15 protein-coding genes, 1 pseudogene and 1 riboswitch are annotated in these 18,483 nt (G+C 49.8%); of the genes and pseudogenes, 3 read left to right on the forward strand and 13 right to left on the reverse strand.

What is annotated here, in order from left to right:
* Nucleotides 1-82: 82 nt before the first annotated feature.
* From LDO05_RS14145 to LDO05_RS14175, 7 genes and pseudogenes are all read right to left on the reverse strand, one after another.
* Entirely contained in the window at nucleotides 83-739 is a 657-nt protein-coding gene (locus LDO05_RS14145) for a response regulator (protein ID WP_251376018.1), read from the reverse strand.
* A pseudogene (locus LDO05_RS14150) lies at nucleotides 736-1,773 on the reverse strand (sensor histidine kinase). Before LDO05_RS14150 ends, LDO05_RS14145 begins: the two are co-directional and overlap by 4 nt.
* A gap of 4 nt (nucleotides 1,774-1,777) precedes the next feature.
* Complete coding sequence (gene liaF / locus LDO05_RS14155; RefSeq protein WP_251376019.1) at nucleotides 1,778-2,743, reverse strand: cell wall-active antibiotics response protein LiaF; 966 nt, start codon at nucleotides 2,741-2,743, stop codon at nucleotides 1,778-1,780.
* Nucleotides 2,744-2,948: 205 nt separating this feature from the next.
* A complete protein-coding gene (locus LDO05_RS14160) occupies nucleotides 2,949-3,242 on the reverse strand; it encodes a hypothetical protein (RefSeq protein ID WP_251376020.1) in 294 nt (97 codons plus the stop codon).
* Nucleotides 3,243-3,375: 133 nt separating this feature from the next.
* Nucleotides 3,376-4,167, reverse strand: a complete 792-nt coding sequence (locus LDO05_RS14165) for a 3D domain-containing protein (protein WP_251376021.1) — start codon at nucleotides 4,165-4,167, stop codon at nucleotides 3,376-3,378.
* Nucleotides 4,168-4,253: 86 nt separating this feature from the next.
* The gene (gene thrS, locus LDO05_RS14170) at nucleotides 4,254-6,191 is read right to left on the reverse strand and encodes a threonine--tRNA ligase (protein WP_251376022.1); all 1,938 of its coding nucleotides are present in this window, start codon (nucleotides 6,189-6,191) and stop codon (nucleotides 4,254-4,256) included.
* Between the two features lie 420 nt (nucleotides 6,192-6,611).
* A complete protein-coding gene (locus LDO05_RS14175; protein ID WP_251376023.1) occupies nucleotides 6,612-7,526 on the reverse strand; it encodes a putative sporulation protein YtxC in 915 nt (304 codons plus the stop codon).
* A 273-nt stretch (nucleotides 7,527-7,799) separates the two neighbouring features.
* Between LDO05_RS14175 and LDO05_RS14180 the strand changes: the two genes are divergently transcribed.
* Together LDO05_RS14180 and LDO05_RS14185 are read left to right on the forward strand one after the other, a co-directional pair.
* On the forward strand, nucleotides 7,800-9,455 hold the full coding sequence (locus LDO05_RS14180; RefSeq protein WP_251376024.1) for a hypothetical protein: 1,656 nt from the start codon (nucleotides 7,800-7,802) through the stop codon (nucleotides 9,453-9,455).
* Nucleotides 9,456-9,516: 61 nt separating this feature from the next.
* The gene (locus tag LDO05_RS14185) at nucleotides 9,517-11,019 is read left to right on the forward strand and encodes an Ig-like domain-containing protein (RefSeq protein ID WP_251376025.1); all 1,503 of its coding nucleotides are present in this window, start codon (nucleotides 9,517-9,519) and stop codon (nucleotides 11,017-11,019) included.
* A 111-nt stretch (nucleotides 11,020-11,130) separates the two neighbouring features.
* Here LDO05_RS14185 and mqnC read toward each other — a convergent pair whose 3' ends face one another.
* The 6 genes from mqnC to LDO05_RS14215 all read right to left on the reverse strand — a co-directional run bounded on the left by mqnC (nucleotide 11,131) and on the right by LDO05_RS14215 (nucleotide 16,936).
* The gene (mqnC, locus tag LDO05_RS14190) at nucleotides 11,131-12,264 is read right to left on the reverse strand and encodes a cyclic dehypoxanthinyl futalosine synthase (protein WP_251376026.1); all 1,134 of its coding nucleotides are present in this window, start codon (nucleotides 12,262-12,264) and stop codon (nucleotides 11,131-11,133) included.
* A gap of 169 nt (nucleotides 12,265-12,433) precedes the next feature.
* Nucleotides 12,434-13,588 carry a trans-sulfuration enzyme family protein gene (locus LDO05_RS14195; protein ID WP_251376027.1) on the reverse strand — a complete coding sequence of 385 codons (1,155 nt, stop codon included), beginning with the start codon at nucleotides 13,586-13,588 and terminating at the stop codon, nucleotides 12,434-12,436.
* Nucleotides 13,588-14,769, reverse strand: a complete 1,182-nt coding sequence (locus tag LDO05_RS14200) for an aminotransferase class I/II-fold pyridoxal phosphate-dependent enzyme (protein WP_251376028.1) — start codon at nucleotides 14,767-14,769, stop codon at nucleotides 13,588-13,590. Before LDO05_RS14200 ends, LDO05_RS14195 begins: the two co-directional genes overlap by 1 nt.
* 21 nt (nucleotides 14,770-14,790) lie before the next feature.
* Complete coding sequence (gene metA / locus LDO05_RS14205) at nucleotides 14,791-15,726, reverse strand: homoserine O-acetyltransferase MetA (RefSeq protein ID WP_251376029.1); 936 nt, start codon at nucleotides 15,724-15,726, stop codon at nucleotides 14,791-14,793.
* 118 nt (nucleotides 15,727-15,844) lie between these two features.
* Nucleotides 15,845-15,972: riboswitch (SAM riboswitch) on the reverse strand.
* A 162-nt stretch (nucleotides 15,973-16,134) separates the two neighbouring features.
* Complete coding sequence (locus tag LDO05_RS14210; RefSeq protein ID WP_251376030.1) at nucleotides 16,135-16,611, reverse strand: hypothetical protein; 477 nt, start codon at nucleotides 16,609-16,611, stop codon at nucleotides 16,135-16,137.
* A gap of 124 nt (nucleotides 16,612-16,735) precedes the next feature.
* Entirely contained in the window at nucleotides 16,736-16,936 is a 201-nt protein-coding gene (locus LDO05_RS14215) for a hypothetical protein (RefSeq protein WP_251376031.1), read from the reverse strand.
* 604 nt (nucleotides 16,937-17,540) lie between these two features.
* Here LDO05_RS14215 and corA point away from each other — a divergent pair.
* Nucleotides 17,541-18,476, forward strand: coding sequence for a magnesium/cobalt transporter CorA (corA, locus tag LDO05_RS14220; RefSeq protein WP_251376032.1), 936 nt, complete (start codon nucleotides 17,541-17,543; stop codon nucleotides 18,474-18,476).
* The last annotated feature ends 7 nt before the right edge of the window (nucleotides 18,477-18,483 follow it).

An 18,483-nucleotide genomic window follows, 5' to 3' on the forward strand; every position in this document is an offset into this window, starting at 1 on the left:
CTTGTTTACTTGTTCTTATTGTGTACTATAAACCTTAAACACACCTTAAAAACAATTAAAAAGGAGATAAACCTTGGCAGCTCTAGGACACCCAGCCCTGACGGTGCGCGTAAATAGCAAGCTGTGTACGATCTTCAAGCTCGCATTTCATTAGTAGATTGCTAACATGTGTCTTCACCGTCTTAATACTGATATGAAGCTCTTCCCCGATATCCTTATTCGTCTTGCCTTCGGCGATCAGCAGCAGCACTTCCTTCTCCCGTTCGGTCAGACCGTATTCATCATTCTGAACGGTCCGCTGACGAAGTCCGCGTGTCAACGCCTGCGCCACATCTCCTGTCATCACCGGCATCCCTCTGTAAGCGCCCTGCAGCGCATAGATCAGTTCCTCCGCGGATACCGTCTTCAGGACATAACTGACTGCGCCGGCTTCAATAGCCTGAACAACAAGATCATCCTCCAGGAAGCTGGTCAGGATAACAATCTTCAGATTGGGATAACGGGCAAGCAGTGCTTTGGTGGCTTCAGCCCCGTTCATGACCGGCATCATCAAATCCATAAGAATAAGGTCAGGTACGATCCCGTCTTCCGCTGCAGTTAACATATCAACAACCTGCTTGCCGTCGCTCGCCTCTGCGATTACCTGAAACCGGGGATCCAGCATCAGGTAAGTTTTCAGTCCCATCCGGACCATATCATGGTCATCGACAATCATCACTTTCACCGTCTCACCGCTCATTGTTCACCGCTCTCTTCCTGTTCTTCGAATTTAGGAATATGTACACGTATGGTGGTTCCCGCTCCAGGCTTGCTGATCACTTCAACATGTCCGCCCAGCTTCTCGGCCCTCTCACGCATGGTGGTCAGACCGTAGGAGCCCTGTCTCTGAAAAGAAGAACTAAAGCCCTGCCCGTCATCACTAATGCTTAATACAACCTGCCTTGGTCCTTCGCGCAGCGACAGACTAACGAGGTTAGCGCCAGCATGCTTAACGATATTGGCCATGGCTTCCTGAATGATCAGGAACAGCTGGTGCTCCTTCGCTTCAGACAGCTAGCCCTGGATATCCAGTTCCTTCATTCCTTTTAGATTATTCTGACGGCAGTAATCCGGGAACCATTGATCCAGCGCCTCGGAGAGTGACTTGTCAACGAGCTCCATCGGTCTTAGCTGGGCAATGAGCGCCCTCATCTGCTTTTGCGCAATTTGAGACATTTGAATCAGCTGGTCCATGACTACCGAGGCCTGCTCTTCATTAATCTCCAGCACCTTTGGCAACGATGATGCCGCCATATGGATGGCAAAAAGCTGCTGGCTGACCGTATCATGCAGGTCTCTGGCCAACCTGCGCCGCTCTTCCAGCACGGCCTTCTCCGAGGCCTGCTCCTTCTCAATTACTTCCTGCTCACCAAGCTGCTGAAGCAGCTGCATCTTTTTCTCTACTGCGATCATCATGGTATTGAATTCCAGGTACACTCCGGCAAAGGTGGGATCGGGAATCGACGGCATCCTGACATGAAGATTTCCTTTGGCTACTTGAAGCATATTCAGATGCAGCACATCGATCCTCCGCTGAATCCGTTGTCCGGCCAAATAACCGATAATAATCGCCAACACCACAATCCCCACCATGTAATAAATCCACATGTGGGGGTTCATGATGAGGATATAACCGGATGAATTCAGGATGAACAGGGCTGCTGCTGCCATACTTCCTGTCAGAAGAAAGTAGTACAGCAGCTCCCACTTGGTGCTTCTAAGATTTCGCAGCATCATATCAGCCCACCATATTCACTCGAACGTCTCCTACAAACACACTGACGAAGAGCTTCACCCTGCGGCCGGCTTCCCCATAATGAGGAGAACTGGATTGTACATTGTTCAGAAATCCCCCTTGCTTCTCATTCAGTACCTTCATATCTCCAATGAACGAGCTTGTGGTTACTGAAATGGCAACATCCATCTCATCAGGCATGAATACCTTAACATCACCTATAAATGACGCCACGTTAATCCGGGTCTCTCCGTAAGGAATCTGCGCTTTCGTAAGGTCAATGACCGTATCTCCAATAAAGTGGGATATGTTCATGGGCTTAAGTTCGAAATAATCGCGTCCGATATGCACGTCACCGATAAAGCCGGATTTGTTAATCTTCTCCTGACTGCTGTAGGGACCACTGTAATTGTAGTGTTTGGGTCCCCCTTTCTTCTCCCAAGCATCCACAGGCGGAGCAGGCGGGGCAGGTGGCTTCTCGCCAAATTTCTCACCGAAGGCCTCATCCAGCGGTGATTTCATCTCCGGGTGAAAAGAAGGCTGGGTAGGCGGATAGGGAGGCTCCGGAGGAAATGGGGGCTCCGGGTAATCATAACGGTCCCTTCTCCGGCCTCTGCGTGAGGAGTCATGTCCCGGCTTGAACAGAATACATATCCCTCCAAGAATAAGAGCGGCCGGAACAAAGAACCGGAAGAAATCACCTGGAGACAGATCTACCAGCCCCAGATTTCTCCCAAGAAAATATACGCCGACAATCGTGATGATCAAACCGCCTATCGCTGAGGATCCGTAACGTCTACCGTTCATGACCTGGCTGAGTCCGGCAAAAATCACAAACACGGGCCAAAATGTGGAGAAAATGTATCCAATGCTAATCTGTGTATAGCCCAGCTGATTAAGCAGGAACAGCACACCGATTCCTATTAGGATAAGCCCTCCTATATATCTGCTGAATAGACCTCTTCTCATTCATCACGCCTCCAAATGCTGTAAACTTTAACTTGATTCCAGTGTACAACAGGATCAGCATGATGCAACAGCGGCGTGAGATTGAACTTGACCTCGGTCTTGAGACCGAGGGAGATAGGATTTATTTCCAGACTGAATCGCACTGCCCCATAGACATAAAGAAGCTGCCCCATCTTAAGATGGGACAGCTTCCTAGAGCGGCCGGTTAGCTGTTGCGGCGGCTGCGGCTTTGACGGCTGTTCTGAACAGAATTGTTGTTCAAAGAGCCCAACTTGTTGGAGCTGTTGCTTTCTTCAGCGAACTCCGCATTAAATTTCTCATCCGGAGTCTGGAAGTTCGTGTGAGTCTGGCCTTCAGCGTGAGAAGCTCTTGCCTTTTGAGCTACTGAATTCAGGTTACCTGTCTCCACAGCAAACTCTGCATCGTATTTCTCATTCGGAGTAAGAGATCCGCCTTGTCCACCCATGCTGCCTTGATTGGTTTGGTTGTTGCGTGGCATATTGTGTCACCTCCCTGTAATAAGTGCGGGGTAATCAAGTACCCAGTCCATAGTATGGTTAACGGGGCGGGGCATTATGCACCAAGCCTAAAAAGGCCCCTGCCAGGACTGTTCAGCTGGCAGAGGCCTATAATTATATCGATTCTTCCCACACATTTGCGGGGACCTGTTTGCTCACCTGCATAACTTGTCCCAGTTCCTTGAGCATCGCTTCGGTCAGCTTACCCCGTCCGCGCTTGACGACTTGAACCTCAACCTTCTTTTTGCCCCACTCTTTGTACACCTGCTTCGTGGTAGAGAAGTACAAATCAATCTTATTCCCCTTGATCGCAGAGCCCTTATCGGCAACAACCCCATATCCATAACCTGGAATGTAGAGAATGGTTCCAAGCGGGAACAATCTCAGATCAGCCGCAATCGTAGAGACAGTCTGTTTGTCCCTTCGCACCCTGACGCCTGAGTAAGTAATACCATACTGCGGATGCTTCCTGGTCTTGCCTGTTGATTCGATACCCGCGGTATATCCGGTTGCCATTACAGATACGGTTGTGAGCACCCGTCCATTATCAGGAGCAGCGAGCACGGCAGAAGAAGGATTACTTCGGTCAGCAGAGACAGAGGATCTGGCGGCTTTTTTCTTGCGCTGAACTTCTATTTCCCGTGCCCGGTTACGAATAGATGGGGCAATAACCCAGTCGGGATGAAGTGCCTGGGTGCTGTTCTTAACAACAGGGCTTCTCCAGCTGTTATCCTTCTTGCTATAAGACTCGCTGAGTTCCAGTGCTGCATTAACGAACCGCTGAAACAGGGATAACGGCTTGTTCTCTCTTGCGTATATCGTGCTGTCAGGTAGTATCAGACTGAATACCAACATGCCTAGTGTGAGTGAAATGCCTATCTTTCTCCAAAAATAAATACGGCGCATATGAATACCTCCCCCTTATTCGAGAGGTTCTCCAGATGCGCCGAACTTTATACCTGTCTATTACGGATGAACAAGTTCATTCCGTGTTAAATGACGTGGTTACGAATCTCTTCCTGCAGCAAAGCGACAGTCTCGTCAATCGTCTTCGCACCAATATCCCCTTCGCCCCGCTTACGCACCGAGACGGAAGAACTGTTCTTCTCGTTCTCACCAACGATGAACATGTAAGGCACTTTCTCAAGCTGAGCTTCACGAATCTTGTACCCCAGCTTCTCGTTCCGCAGGTCTGCTTCGACCCGAATGCCGCTGGACTGAAGCTTCTCGATCACTTCACGCGCATAGTCGTCAAACGCACCCGATACCGGAATGACCTTCGCCTGAACCGGAGACAGCCATAGCGGCAGAGACCCGGCAAAATTCTCAAGCAGGAATGCGGTCATGCGCTCCATCGTACTGATGATCCCGCGGTGGATAACGACCGGACGGTGCTTCTGCCCGTCATCGCCCACATACTCCAGCTCGAACCGCTCAGGCAGCAGGAAATCAAGCTGTACAGTGGACAGCGTCTCTTCCTTGCCCAGAGCCGTCTTGATCTGCACATCCAGCTTCGGACCATAGAAGGCCGCTTCGCCTTCCGCTTCAAAGAACGGAATATCGAGCGATTCCACAACCTCACGCAGCATGCGCTGGGACATCTCCCACATCTCATCGTTCTGGAAGTATTTCTCCGTATCCTGAGGATCGCGGTAAGACAGACGGAAGCGGTAATCGCGAATTCCGAAGTCATCATACACATGCTGGATCAGACGGATTACCCGCGCGAACTCATCCTTGATCTGGTCAGGACGGCAGAAGATGTGCGCATCGTTCAGTGTCATGGCGCGAACACGGTGCAGACCGGTTAATGCGCCGGACATTTCGTAGCGGTGCATAAGGCCAAGCTCGGCAATACGGACCGGCAGATCGCGGTAAGAACGCATATCGCTCTTGTAGACCATCATATGGTGAGGACAGTTCATCGGACGAAGAACAAGCTCTTCATTATCGAGAACCATCTTAGGGAACATATCCTCCTGGTAGTGTTCCCAGTGACCGGAGGTCTTGTACAGCTCCACATTACCCATTACTGGAGTGTAGACATGCTGATAACCGAGTCTTTCTTCCAGATCAACAATATAACGCTCAAGCGTACGGCGCAGCTTAGCCCCGTTCGGCAGCCAGATCGGCAGGCCTTGTCCGACAAGGTTCGAGAAGGTGAAGATCTTCAGCTCTTTCCCAAGCTTCCGGTGATCGCGCTTCTTAGCTTCTTCAAGAAGGTGAAGATAATTATCGAGTTCCGCCTTCTTCACGAATGCAGTACCATAGATCCGCTGCAGCATTTTGTTCTTACTGTTCCCGCGCCAGTAAGCTCCAGCTACGCTGAGCAGCTTGAATACCTTAATCTTGCCGGTAGAAGGCACATGAGGGCCGCGGCATAGATCGAAGAATTCACCTTGGTCATAAATGGTGATAATACTGTCTTCAGGCAGATCACGAATAAGCTCCAGCTTATAAGGATCTTCCAGCTCCGCAAAAATATCAAGAGCCTCCTGGCGGCTAACCTCGCGGCGCGTAATCGGCAGGTTCTCGCCAATGATGCGCTCCATCTCCTTCTCGATCTTCTGGAGATCTTCAGGATTAAGCGGGTGTTCAAGGTCCATGTCATAATAGAAGCCTTCTTCAATTACCGGCCCGATTCCCAGCTTCACTTCCTTATTGCCGAACAGGCGTTTCACCGCCTGGGCCAGCAGGTGCGCCGAGCTGTGGCGCATCATTTCAAGACCATCCTGGGAATCCAGAGTAATAATTTCAATTTGCGCGCCTTCAACCAGCTTCGTGTTCAAATCCACAACCTGTCCGTTCAGCTTACCTCCCACAGCGTTCTTGCGCAGACCGCTGCTTATGGATGCTGCCACATCTTCAAAAGTGCTGCCTTCCGCATACTCCCGTACGGAGCCATCCGGCAATTTAATGGATACTGCCATGTTCATCTTCCTCCTCAGATAGAAATCCGGTTCTTCAAGAAGCGGACAACAAAAAAAACACCCGCCCTCAAAAGGGACGAGTGTATGATATACCCGTGGTTCCACCCTAATTTGACTCCCGCTGTAACCGATCGATCCGCTTCAGCTTAAGTCCTTCATTAGCATTCTATAACGTGAATGACCCGGCGGTGCTTACTGAATTCGGGAGACCCGAACGTTCGGAGCCGCAGCTACAAAGGGGTAGAATAAAGTCGAAGCGGAGGAAATTTCAGCCGGGGTTCCTCTCTCTGCACGTTTCGTTGTTCCTTATTCCATGTCTCTGTCATGGCTGTTCTAATGATACTATTACTTCAGATATTATAGCGTTACGCACGCAGACCAGTCAAGGTGTACAGCTCCTTTTGCGGATGGGAAGGCTTCTTACGGCCCGTGGTTCCCCTGCTTACGCCCACCCTCCAAGAACGCCTTGCAGCGCGGGCAATACGCGCACATTTCGATCCGTTCCGCGAAAATCTGCCGGATTGTCGATATGATCTGCACTTCCGGCTCCCTGGTGTGAACGACGATCCGCCCTGGCGACAACGAGATCAGCGAGCTGACAATCACATCCTCGAGCTCAAGCTCATGGTCGGCAATCCGGGCCACAACCCCTCCCACCACAGCGGCTTCAAGCGGCAGCATGTGCTCGTTATAGATGGTGAAATCACTTCCACCCTTGTGCATCAGATGAACTACCCCGATCTGCGTCTCCTGGAAATGCACAAAATATTTCAGCAATCCGATAAATTCCTCATATTGCTTATCAAGTAAATACTCATCGACCACGTAATCCAGCGTCTCCCGGATGTGGTCTAAGTACTCCTTCATTCGAAAAGTTATGAAGCCATCCAGGTTCAGCTCGGTATGCTCTTCCATATAATTGCGAAGATGCACCGCCAGCTGTCCGCAGCGCCGGCTCCTGACTTCAGCCCCCTCCATCTCTGGACCTAACAGATGAAGACACGAATCAACAACTACGTTCTGTTCCTCCGCATCGGGAAAGCCGTACTCTTTGGAGACCAGGCGTCTTACGATATCCGCTTCCTTCTCTGTAATCACATACTCGGCAAGCGCGATAGACAGCTTCTCCCGGATCGAGATCGATCGCTTCACAAAGCTGTATGCGGTCTCATCACCCTCAAATACCGCACTTACCAGAGCTCCATCGGTTACAAAGCGCAGCTTGAACCCCGATTTTTCTCTATGTAAACCGTTAAATTTACGCCGGATCAGACGCGCGAACCGCTCGGCTTCTTTTTTGCTGCCTGCAGCTGTGGTGACTACACAGAACTCCATGGACTTGCCTCCTTCCCTTCTCTCTCCAAAGTATATGGTGGGAGCGGAGTGGATATACGGGCGGGGCGTATGGAAAAGAATGCAGGAAAGCGGCGTATTCCGCTTGATTCCAAGTGCCCATTGACCCTTGAGTATAGAGTAATCCATCATCTGACAGTCAATTCTTCCTAGTTAATGAATAGGAGTTAACAACTATTCTTCTTTTCCATACAATTCCTTACAATTAAAGTGAAATACAGCAGTAATCTATAAAAATTGGAGGGTGATAGATCAGTGCAGCTTACATGGCCTTTGCTCCAATGGAAAAGAGTTGTGGTTACGAGCCTTGCTTTACTCAGCATTACATGGACCTGCAGCCACTACCCGGTTTTTGCCGAATCGAAAGGCCCATGGACATTGGTCCAGGATACAGTCGGCATCCCCAAAGAAGCAGTACATACAAAGGACGGCGGATTCGCGCTTCTCCAGGCTGCGAGCAGGGAATTCACATTGACGAAGACAAGCCCTGAAGGAGTCATTGAATGGATCCGGACCCTTACGCCCGAGCTGCCTTCCGCACCAGGCTTGGGATGGTCTCTCTCGGAGACCTCGAACTACTCCCTACAGCAAGGTCAAAATGGAGGATTTGTGATTACCGGAGCTGTTGATTGGTACAAGCATACAGACTTTTACATGATAACTACAGATGCTGAGGGCCGTTATTTAGACACAACCCTACTCTCCAACAATCGTTCAGGCTCGCTGCTCTCATTCCGCATGACCCAAGACGGCGGTTACATCCTTGCGGCCCAGGTCGAGAGGAACATGGCTTCAGCAATCATGATCAAGAAGTTCACTTCCAGCGGGGAATTCGTATGGGAGAGCTCCCTTCCTTATAATCAGGACGGACCCGTTCCGGCACTGCAGCTTACACCGGATGGAGGTTATGTAATCAGCGGTTCCACGATCACCAAGCTGGATTCATCAGGTCATCAGCTGTGGAACCGCAGCAATCCAGAGTTGTTCCCTAGTGCCAGCCGAGTCATCGAGACTCCTGATCACAATCTGATTAGCATCCAGACAGACGGATATACCCTTAAGGCATCCAAGATCGATCAGAACGATCAGATTTTGTGGACTACAAATATCAAGACAGGGGTCGGAATCACCATTGAGGATGTACAGCTTACCCTCGGCGGAGATCTGTATATTGGGGGAAATATTATGGCTGGACATTCCCTGGAGAATGAATATATCGTTGCCCTTCATGGAGATGGAAGCCACGAAGAATTCAAATATTTGGGAGGTGGATGGACCCAGGAATTATTGATACAGGTTATTCCTCTGTCCAACAAGGAATTCGTTACCTATGGCACTTCGGACGGGTACGGATATCTGGTAAAAGCAAGCTTCCAACCTCCCGTACCCGACCCGGAGGTTCCCGTAGCCCAGCTTAAGCTGGATTCTGTCTCATACAGCCTCATTCCAGGCGATATGCTGGATACCCGTCTGATTGTCCAGGATCAGCAGGGCAGATCCAAGGACGTTACATCCCAGGGGAACTATGTGGTTGATGATAGCAGCATCGCCCTGGTTGACAAGGAAGGGAACATCACCGGAATTCGTCCAGGCGAGACGATCCTGCACGCATTCTTCGGGGATCAGACCGTCACTGCGAAGATTTATGTGTTCAAGTCTGCGGTGAATGGCCTTAAGCTGGATTCGGACGAATACAGCCTGATGCCCGGCGAGTCGTTGGATACCCGTCTAACCGTCAAAGACGGAGCCGGAGTGAAGGATGTTACCCCGAAGGGAACCTACTCCACCGGGAATCCGAAAGTTGCGGTGGTGGATAGTGAAGGGAATATTACAGCGACCGGCCACGGGGAGACTGTACTCACGGCAAGCTATCAGGGCGTGGAAGTTACAGCTAAAGTGATTGTGTATTAACGAGCCTTGCACAGGTCTAATAGTGAATTTCTATCAAAACTATGATGGAAGGGTGATTGTTTTGACACATTTTCGTGCTCGATTAATCTCTATTCTCTTGATTGCTTCAGTGCTTCTCCTCTCTCCCTCCACTTTCAATGCCAATATCAGCTCTGCCAGCAGCATCAGCCCAAGTGCCCCTCCCTTAGAGCAGGATTGGACGAAGCTCACAGGTTCACAGGAGAACTACAACTCGGCGGTGAAGGCGGCAGCGACAAGGGACGGGGGAGTCATTCTTTTAGGATCCGTCACCTCACGCTCGACCTTTGAACATGAAGGTCTGATTATCCAGAAATTGAACAAACAAGGCGAATTAGAGTGGGAGCGTATGTATAATGAGTCTACCCTGCAGTCGGGCGACTACCTTATTGGCCAGGATATTCGGCAGACCCGGGATGGGGGATATATTATTGGCGGGCAAGTGTCCTTATATCCGGTTGAAGGAAAAGCATTCCTGGTCAAACTCGGTCCTGAAGGCCAGTATGAGTGGAGCAAAGTCTATATTTCACATTTCTGGAACGAAGACTTTGAGCGGGTACGCGAGACCAAAGACGGTAACTTCATTGCTAGTGTACGAACCTGGAATCGCTCGGACACCTCAACCCCGGCCGCCTTTTTGACAGATTCCAAGGGCAATCAGCTCTGGTATAAGAAATTACCTGCTTATGAAGGTCAAGATTTCAGGGATGTGATTGAGCTTCCCTCAGGCAGCTATCTGGCTACTGGACTCACCGAGCGGAAGAACGCTGTCCAAGTGCCTGTTCTCATTCTAATTAATCCTAAAGGTGAGCTTGCGGACAAATTATATGTTCAGGGATCGAATGGCTCACATCCGGCGGTTCCTCTTCAGCTGGAACAGCTTCCCGCTGCCAAGAGCTATATCGCCCGCACGGCCTCTAGTCTGCAGAACATCACTGCCTCCGGCAAAGTCTTGTGGGAACTGCCTTTCTCATCCCTTCCTGATGGGGAGCTTACCCATTACTCGCAGCTATCTATTGCATCCGATGGCGCCCCTATCCTGATTGGGTCAAGCAACACAGGAACCTCCATTGAATTGCGGATTCTTAAAGTATCCAGCACAGGAGAGTTCCTGTGGAGTTACCATACGCCAATTCTTAACTTGGAATCGATCGCACTTGGCGAGGCGACACCTGACGGAGGAGTGGCTGTCAGCTACACAACCCCGAATAGTGGGCAGATTGGAGTCATTAAGCTCAAAGTTTCAGAATCGCCTGGCTCCGGTGAAGGAAGCTTGTATCTGGATTCGGATGAATATTCGATCACGCTGGGCGATACCTTTGATCTCCGCACACTCTACAAAGACAGCAGTGGTATAGAACATAATGTGACCACTGAGGCAGAATATAAGAGCTCAAATCCAGATGTAGTATCGGTTGATCTTGAGGGTAATATTACAGGAATTAACCCGGGCACGGCTACTCTTACGGTATCATATAAGGGTCTTACCTACAGCTGCCCGGTGCTTGTAGTTAAGCCCTATACGCCCGCACAGGCTGAGCAATAATTTATACAATTCTATAGTAGGAATTTCGGACAATGGAAAAAGGCGCGGTTCCCCTGCTAAAGGGTAACTGCGCCTTTTGTGTGTATATCAACCGAATCTATTTCTCTATAATTAGTTCTGCATTACAAAGTCATTGTCAACATTCGCACGCTCATCATCGAACACGCGAAGAATATCATAACGGGTATTCCGCTGCGCAGGAATCTTACCTGCTTCGCGGATCAGCTTCAGGATGGAGCCGATGTTCACTTTGTGTGTGGCGCCTGCCGAGGAGACTACGTTCTCTTCGATCATTGTACTTCCAAAGTCATTGCAGCCATACTGAAGGGAGAGCTTGCCGACCTCCGGTCCCATCGTGACCCAGGACGACTGGAAGTTCTTAATATTATCCAGTGTAATCCGGCTGATCGCTACCGTCTTCAGATACTCCTCTGGCGTCTGGCGATCCAGCTTCAGATTCGTATTGTCCGGCTGGAAGGTCCACGGAATGAAGGCCAGGAAGCCTTCGGAGTCATACCCATTCTGAATGCACTCATCCTGTGCATCACGAACGCGGTGCAGATGCAGCGCACGTTCTTCCATCGTCTCGCCAAGGCCGATAACCATGGTAGCCGTGGTATTCATGCCGATCTTGTGGGCTGTCTTCATGACATCCATCCATTCGGTCCATGAGCCCTTAAGGCGGCTGATCTTGCGGCGTGTCCGGTCATCCAGAATTTCAGCGCCGCCGCCTGGCAGGGAGTCAAGCCCCGCTTCGTGAATCTGACGTACAACCTGTTCAAGGGTAAGGCCATCCGAGACAACAACCATCTTCTGTATCTCTGCCGGGGAGAAGGAGTGCATCGTAATCTCCGGGAAGCGCTGCTTAATCGCGCGAAGCAGATCCGTGTAGTAGCTGAACGGCAGGTTCGGGTTCGTACCGCCCTGCATAAGAATTTCGGTTCCGCCTACATCCATCGTCTCCTGGATCTTCTGGAAGATCACTTCGTCTGGAAGCACATACCCCTCTTCCGACCCCGGTCTGCGGTAAAATGCACAGAAACGGCAGTATACATCACATACATTCGTATAGTTAATATTCCGCCCGATGACGAAGGTAGCAATAGGATCGGGATGCATGCGGTTCATGAGAATATTGGCGGTATGCCCCATCTTCTCTACTTCATTGGATTCAAAAAGTGCCGTTGTATCCTCAATGGTAAGGCGTTCGCCCTGCAGTGCTTTATTTAAAATTGAGTCTATCATACAGAACCTCCTAACAAGAGTCTGGTAATTATATTCATTATTTCATCGTAACATACCGGGCCAAGAAAAACAGCACCCGAAACGCCCGGGTGCCTGTACCAAATCAAGGAATTTGAACATTTATTGAACTAGTAGGTCATCCTATTTAATGCCTTGCGCTTAACGCTAATTAACTATTCTGAAGAGCCTGCTCCAGATCCGCAATCAGATCATCAATATCCTCAAGACCGACCGAGAAGCGCAGCAGCCCATCTGTGATTCCGCGTTCCGCACGCACTTCAGCAGGCATAGAGGCATGAGACATCATAGCCGGATATGATAAAATACTCTCCACAGCGCCCAGGCTCACCGCCACCAGCGGCAGCTTCACGCGGCTGAGCAGCTGCTTCGCCCGCTCGCCGGAGCCCACGTCGAAGGATACGACCGCGCCATAGCCGGTCGACTGCTTCTCCTGCACCTCCCGGCCCGGATGCTCCGGCAGGCCGGGGTAGTACACAGCGCCGATGTCATCCCGGCCGCTGAGCCAACCCGCGAGCTTACGCGCGCTGATCTCACTGTGCGCCATGCGCGCAGCCAGCGTCTTCATGCCTCGCATAAGCAGCCATGATTCCTGGGCACCAAGTACTGTGCCCAGTCCATTTTGCAGATACTTGAGCTGCTTCGCAAGCTCTTCGCTGCCTGCCACGGCAAGGCCGGCCAGCACATCACTATGGCCCCCAAGGAACTTGGTCGCGCTGTGCAGCACAATATCCACACCTACCTCCAGCGGACGCTGATAATACGGGGTCATGAACGTATTGTCGACAATGCTGAGCAGTCCATTCTGTTTCGCCCACTCCGCCACAGCTCCGATATCCGTGATCTTCAATGTTGGATTCGATGGCGTCTCCATATAGACGGCTTTGGTGTTCGGCTTGAGCGCCGCCTTCACCGCGTCCAGATCCGTCATATCCACGAACGTCGTCTCAATATTCATCCGGCTGAGGATGGTAGTCAGCAGCCGGTATGTACCGCCGTATACATCTTCCGTTACGATAATGTGATCTCCCGCCGACAGCAGCATGAAGGTTGAAGAGATGGCAGCCATCCCGCTGGAATAGGCGAACCCGCGAACCCCGCCTTCAAGCAAGGTAATGTAGTCCTCCAGAGCCTGACGGGTAGGATTCCCCGACCGGCTGTAATCATGGACCGGAGGATTGAAAATATCATGGTGATGAAAAGTAGAAGCCTGATAGATCGGCACACTGGACGCCCCGGTGGTCGCGTCTACCTCCGATCCAAAATGGATCAGCTTCGTATCGAATTTCCGTTCTTGTCCGCTCATTATGCTTGTCCTCCTTCAATTTCGACCCTTGCCGCTTCGATGGCCTGATCCAGATCAGCAATCAAATCATCCACATGCTCTATTCCCACCGAGAAGCGAAGCAGACGATCGTCCACGCCCACCGCTTCACGAATCTCTAGCGGAATATCCGCATGGGTCTGAATGGCCGGATATGTCATCAGCGACTCCACTCCGCCAAGGCTCTCCGCGAACGCAATCAGCTTCAGACTGCGCAGGATCGGCTCAACGAACCGGGCATCACGAACTTTGAAGGAGAAAATCCCTGTATTGCCGCTCGATTGTCTGCTCTGGATGGCATAGCCAGGATGTTCGGGCAGCCCCGGATGGAAGACTTCCGCAATCTCCGGATGAGCATCCAGATGCTTCGCAATCGCCAGCGCACTAGCCTCGTGGCGGTCCATACGAAGCGCGAGTGTCTTCATGCCGCGCATTAATTGGTAGGAATCCGTAGGGCTCAGCACGGCGCCGATCGAATTGTGCAGAAAGGCGATCTCTTCCGACAATTCCTTTCCTTTGGTAACAATCAGGCCTGCCAGCACATCATTATGACCGCCGAGGTACTTGCTCGCACTGTGAATGACAATATCCGCTCCAAGCTCAATCGGCCGCTGGAAATACGGGGTCATAAGCGTATTGTCCACAATGGTCAGAATTCCGTGCCGCTTGGCCCAGGTACAGGCAGCTTCAATATCCGTAATCATCATCAGCGGATTGGTCGGGGTCTCGACAATCAGCGCCTTGGTGTTCGGCTGGCGAACCTGCTCCAGCGCGTCCAGATCATTGGTATCCACGTAGGATGCGGTAATGCCATATTTGCCAAGAACCCGCTCGATTAACCGGTATGTACCGCCGTATAGGTCAAGAGATACAACCAGGTGATCTCCCTGGGAGAACAGCGTGAAGATCGTCTGAAGGGCCGCCATGCCCGAACTGCAGGCGAAGCCGGCATCTCCGGATTCAAGCGCAGCCGCTGCCTCCTCCAGCACTTTCCGTGTTGGACTCTTCGTACGGGAATAATCGAAGCCTGTGCTCTGGCCAAGACGCGGATGCCGGAAGGCTGTAGCCTGATAGATTGGGTAATTCACCGCGCCTGTTACCGGCTCTTCCACCGATCCAATCTGCGCAAGTCTGCTCTCAATGTGAAGCCTTTGATCTGTCATAAGTTGAACAACCCCCTAAGTTTAGATGTGATAGATATAATCTGCGTTCTCTTCCATATCGTAAGGTGTCTCCTGATACACATAGTAATTGAGCCAATTGGAAAATAATAAGTTCGCATGCGCCCGCCAGGTTGAAGGCGGCGTCCGTGTCGGATCATCCTTCGGGAAGTAGTTGACCGGCAGCGCGACATCAAGCCCTCTGCTGACATCGCGGTCATATTCCCATTTCAGGGATAACGGGTCATATTCCGAGTGGCCCGTGACGAAGATCTGCTTCCCGTCTTTGGTCGCAACTAGATAAATCCCGGAATCCTCCGATTCAGCCAGAATCTCGAGATCCTCCTTGCTTACAATATCCTCCCTGCGTACGGAGGTATGGCGGGAATGCGGCACATAGAACACCTCATCAAATCCGCGCAGCAGCTTAACATTAGGAATATTAATGCTGTGCGGGAACACGCCGAAGCATTTCTCCGGGAGCGCGACTTTCGGCACCCCGAAGTGGTGGTACAAGCCTGCCTGTGAGGCCCAACATATATGAAGAGTCGAAGTGACGTGAGTCTTCGTCCAATCAAAGATTTCCTTCAGCTCTTCCCAGTAATTAACCTCTTCGAATTCCAGCTGCTCGACAGGAGCCCCGGTAATGATCATACCGTCGAACCGGTGCTTCTTGATTTCGTCGAAGGTCTTATAGAACATCTCAAGGTGCTGCGCCGAGGTATTCTTGGAAGTGTGGGAGCGCGGGTGAAGCAGGACAATCTCCACTTGCAGCGGGGTGTTCCCCAGCAGACGCAAAATTTGCGACTCCGTTGTCTCCTTAGTAGGCATTAAATTCAGAATCGCGATCCGCAGCGGACGTATATCCTGCTCATAAGCACGGCTTTCATCCATCACGAAGATGTTCTCGTTCACGAGCACTTCCTTGGCGGGCAGGCTGTCAGGTATTTTGATTGGCATTGTTGTTCACTCCTTCTTGGTATGGGTGCGTTCTTCTTATGGTCAGAAGCGGGTGCATATAGAAAATGACCCTTCTCATACATAGAGAAAGGGTCATATTGAATATAGATATGCGCCTCTCTCATCTCTCAGAGACCCAGACCGCTCTAACGTCGGTCTGCAGTTCTGCAAGAATTAGCACCGTGCGATCGCTCGCCGGTTGCCGGGTTTCATCGGGCTGGTCCCTCCACCTACTCTTGATAAGAATTCGCGTATGAAGTTAATTTGGGCAGATGATAAAAATCACTTACAGAAACAATTGGATTCTTCATCTTGATCTTAATTATACAGAATTTAATTCGTAAGGCAAGATGCTTCGTTAGATATAAGGTATAAAATAAGCGATACAATACTCTTTGCTCGTTTTTGTTAATTCTCCGCCCTACGGCTTAACTCCCCAGAAAAATTATTAGTAATGGGTTGACTCGCATTCCAACTTAGCAATTTTATATGATACTGCTCTAATAATTGCTCTGCGCGGATTCCACTTTCAGTTGTAAACCTTCCATCTCTTGAAATTACAATGGCATTAGGAAAACTACTATCATTCTCCCCTTTACTCCCACTAGCTAACCTTTGCTTCCATTTGCGATACTTTCCTCTTCCTTCATCTGTTCCAAACCCATCAAATTCGCATATTAATATATCTTCTATAATCATTCGTTTCCCATCCAGCTCATACTCCAATTGAAATGGAAATTCTCCATAGGTGATGGACGGTCGAGTTGGATTCGGCAGCGAATGGATTCCAGCAAACAAGGATATCCAAGGCCATCCCACATAGATAATTAATGCTAGCACCAAAAAACATACCCAGCCTGTTGCGATAATCATTATTTTTTTCACTATTTACCTGCAAGGGCGTTCTCAACTGCATCCATTGGATGATTCGAAATACGTTCATTCATACTTGCATCGGCCCCCTTGGATTGAATTTAATGGTATTTAGCAAAGTTGCTTATTTTATCCTTTATAAACTTTTAACTGTTTCCTCTAGAATTTTAAAAGATTCATAGATCGAGCCTTTATTTTGGTACTCTAAAAAGTTCTCAATTATCCTATCAGGTCTCCTTTGGATTTCTCCAATTTCCCCTATATGTGTTAATACAGGGAGCCCCATTTCATCCTTTCCCCACTCGGCTCTTAAATGAAAGATAAATACTTCACCCACAAAATAGGTGGAAGATAGAATGTTCTCATTACTGGGATTACCAACTTAATCATTATTGATTAATGGTGCCAATTTGAAAACGGGTGTAATTTGTATTGTTTTGTTAAAAAGCTGTCGAATATTATTGGAATTAACAGGGAACTATGAATCCTGTCATATTCTGACTGGCGTTTAACTATTTAACTTGTATTGCTGAATTTGTTAATCAAGAATTCCGGTGATATTTTTCATACCATTTACACCGCACCTCCCCGCCCCTTGTGCCATATGCTATTTCATAAACCGCCAAGGGACATTTTCCTTGAAAATTTTCAGCGTGCGGCGTTATACTAGACGAGTATTACAAGCCCAGAATCCAAGAGGTGAAGTTAGAAATGGAAGGCGACCCGAGTAGTCCGCAGAGCTATGCCCCTGCAGAACAACTGCATAGAGAACAAATCAGCAGGACACTTGCGGGAGGAAGGGGCTCTTTCGTTTCCCGGTGCCATTACTGCCTTGACTTACGGTAATGCTCCGGCTGCTGATTTCTTTTCTGTGCTCTTATGTGTACCCGCATAGACAAGAGCATATCCCTTCACAGCGAAGGGTAAAGGAGTGAAATCAGATGAAAATTCGCCATGTTAACGCCGGTGTATTCACTGTGGTGGAAGATTTGGAGCTAACCCTTACGCCGCCGACGGAAGGATTCTACTGGATTGATGCCGACGCTGAGGACCTTGCACTGCTGCAGCCGGCTTTTGCCCTGCATGATCTCGCAGTCGAGGATTGTCTGACTGAAGAGGAGCAGCGTCCGAAGATTGAAATTTATGATAATCACTACTTCATTGTTGTGAACAGTATTCGTTTTGATGATGAAGAGATATTCCTGCGTGCACTAAGCATGTTCCTGGGACGCCATTATATTATTACGGTAACCAAGCAGAAGATTAACGAGCTCCGCGCTATCAAGCCTATCCTGTGGGAACAGGAAGTCAACGAGCCGGACCGGTTCCTGTACCTGCTGATTGACCTAGTGGTCGATAACTACTTCCTTGTCGGAGACCGGATCGAGGATAAGATTGAGAAGCTGGAAGAGGATATTCTGGTTCACACCAAGCGCTCTCATCTGAATGAAATTATCGGTCTGCGAAGCGAGATTCTCTGGCTGAAGAAGATGCTGGGTCCGCAGAAGGAAGTTATTAATATTCTTAATAAGAAAGATCTGCGCCTGATTGACGATCAGCTGCAGAAGTACTTTAGCGATATATATGAGAATGCGGTGAAGATCTCCGAGAACTTTGACACCTTCCGGGAGCTGATGGGCAACTTGCGTGAAGCCTATCAGTCCAGTATCGCCAACCGCGCCAATGAAATCATGCGTGTATTTACCGCCATTACAACGATCTTCATTCCGCTGACTCTGATCACGGGAATCTACGGGATGAACTTCGACAATATGCCGGAGCTCCACGGAAGATACAGTTATTTCATTGTAATCGGGATTATGGTCACTTTAGGTTTTGGCATGTTCTATATTTTCCGCAAAAAAGACTGGATTTGAGCTCACC

The sequence above is a fragment of the Paenibacillus sp. YPG26 genome, assembly GCF_023704175.1.
Classification (GTDB): domain Bacteria; phylum Bacillota; class Bacilli; order Paenibacillales; family Paenibacillaceae; genus Fontibacillus.

What these genes read in the sequence shown, in the direction of transcription:
- LDO05_RS14145 (WP_251376018.1), bottom strand. Translation starts at nt 739, where the DNA reads ATGAGCGGTGAGACGGTGAAAGTGATGATTGTCGATGACCATGATATG.
- LDO05_RS14175 (WP_251376023.1), bottom strand. Translation starts at nt 7,526, where the DNA reads ATGGAGTTCTGTGTAGTCACCACAGCTGCAGGCAGCAAAAAAGAAGCC.
- LDO05_RS14195 (WP_251376027.1), bottom strand. Translation starts at nt 13,588, where the DNA reads ATGAGCGGACAAGAACGGAAATTCGATACGAAGCTGATCCATTTTGGA.
- liaF (WP_251376019.1), bottom strand. Translation starts at nt 2,743, where the DNA reads ATGAGAAGAGGTCTATTCAGCAGATATATAGGAGGGCTTATCCTAATA.
- LDO05_RS14165 (WP_251376021.1), bottom strand. Translation starts at nt 4,167, where the DNA reads ATGCGCCGTATTTATTTTTGGAGAAAGATAGGCATTTCACTCACACTA.
- LDO05_RS14200 (WP_251376028.1), bottom strand. Translation starts at nt 14,769, where the DNA reads ATGACAGATCAAAGGCTTCACATTGAGAGCAGACTTGCGCAGATTGGA.
- thrS (WP_251376022.1), bottom strand. Translation starts at nt 6,191, where the DNA reads ATGGCAGTATCCATTAAATTGCCGGATGGCTCCGTACGGGAGTATGCG.
- mqnC (WP_251376026.1), bottom strand. Translation starts at nt 12,264, where the DNA reads ATGATAGACTCAATTTTAAATAAAGCACTGCAGGGCGAACGCCTTACC.
- corA (WP_251376032.1), top strand. Translation starts at nt 17,541, where the DNA reads ATGAAAATTCGCCATGTTAACGCCGGTGTATTCACTGTGGTGGAAGAT.
- metA (WP_251376029.1), bottom strand. Translation starts at nt 15,726, where the DNA reads ATGCCAATCAAAATACCTGACAGCCTGCCCGCCAAGGAAGTGCTCGTG.
- LDO05_RS14160 (WP_251376020.1), bottom strand. Translation starts at nt 3,242, where the DNA reads ATGCCACGCAACAACCAAACCAATCAAGGCAGCATGGGTGGACAAGGC.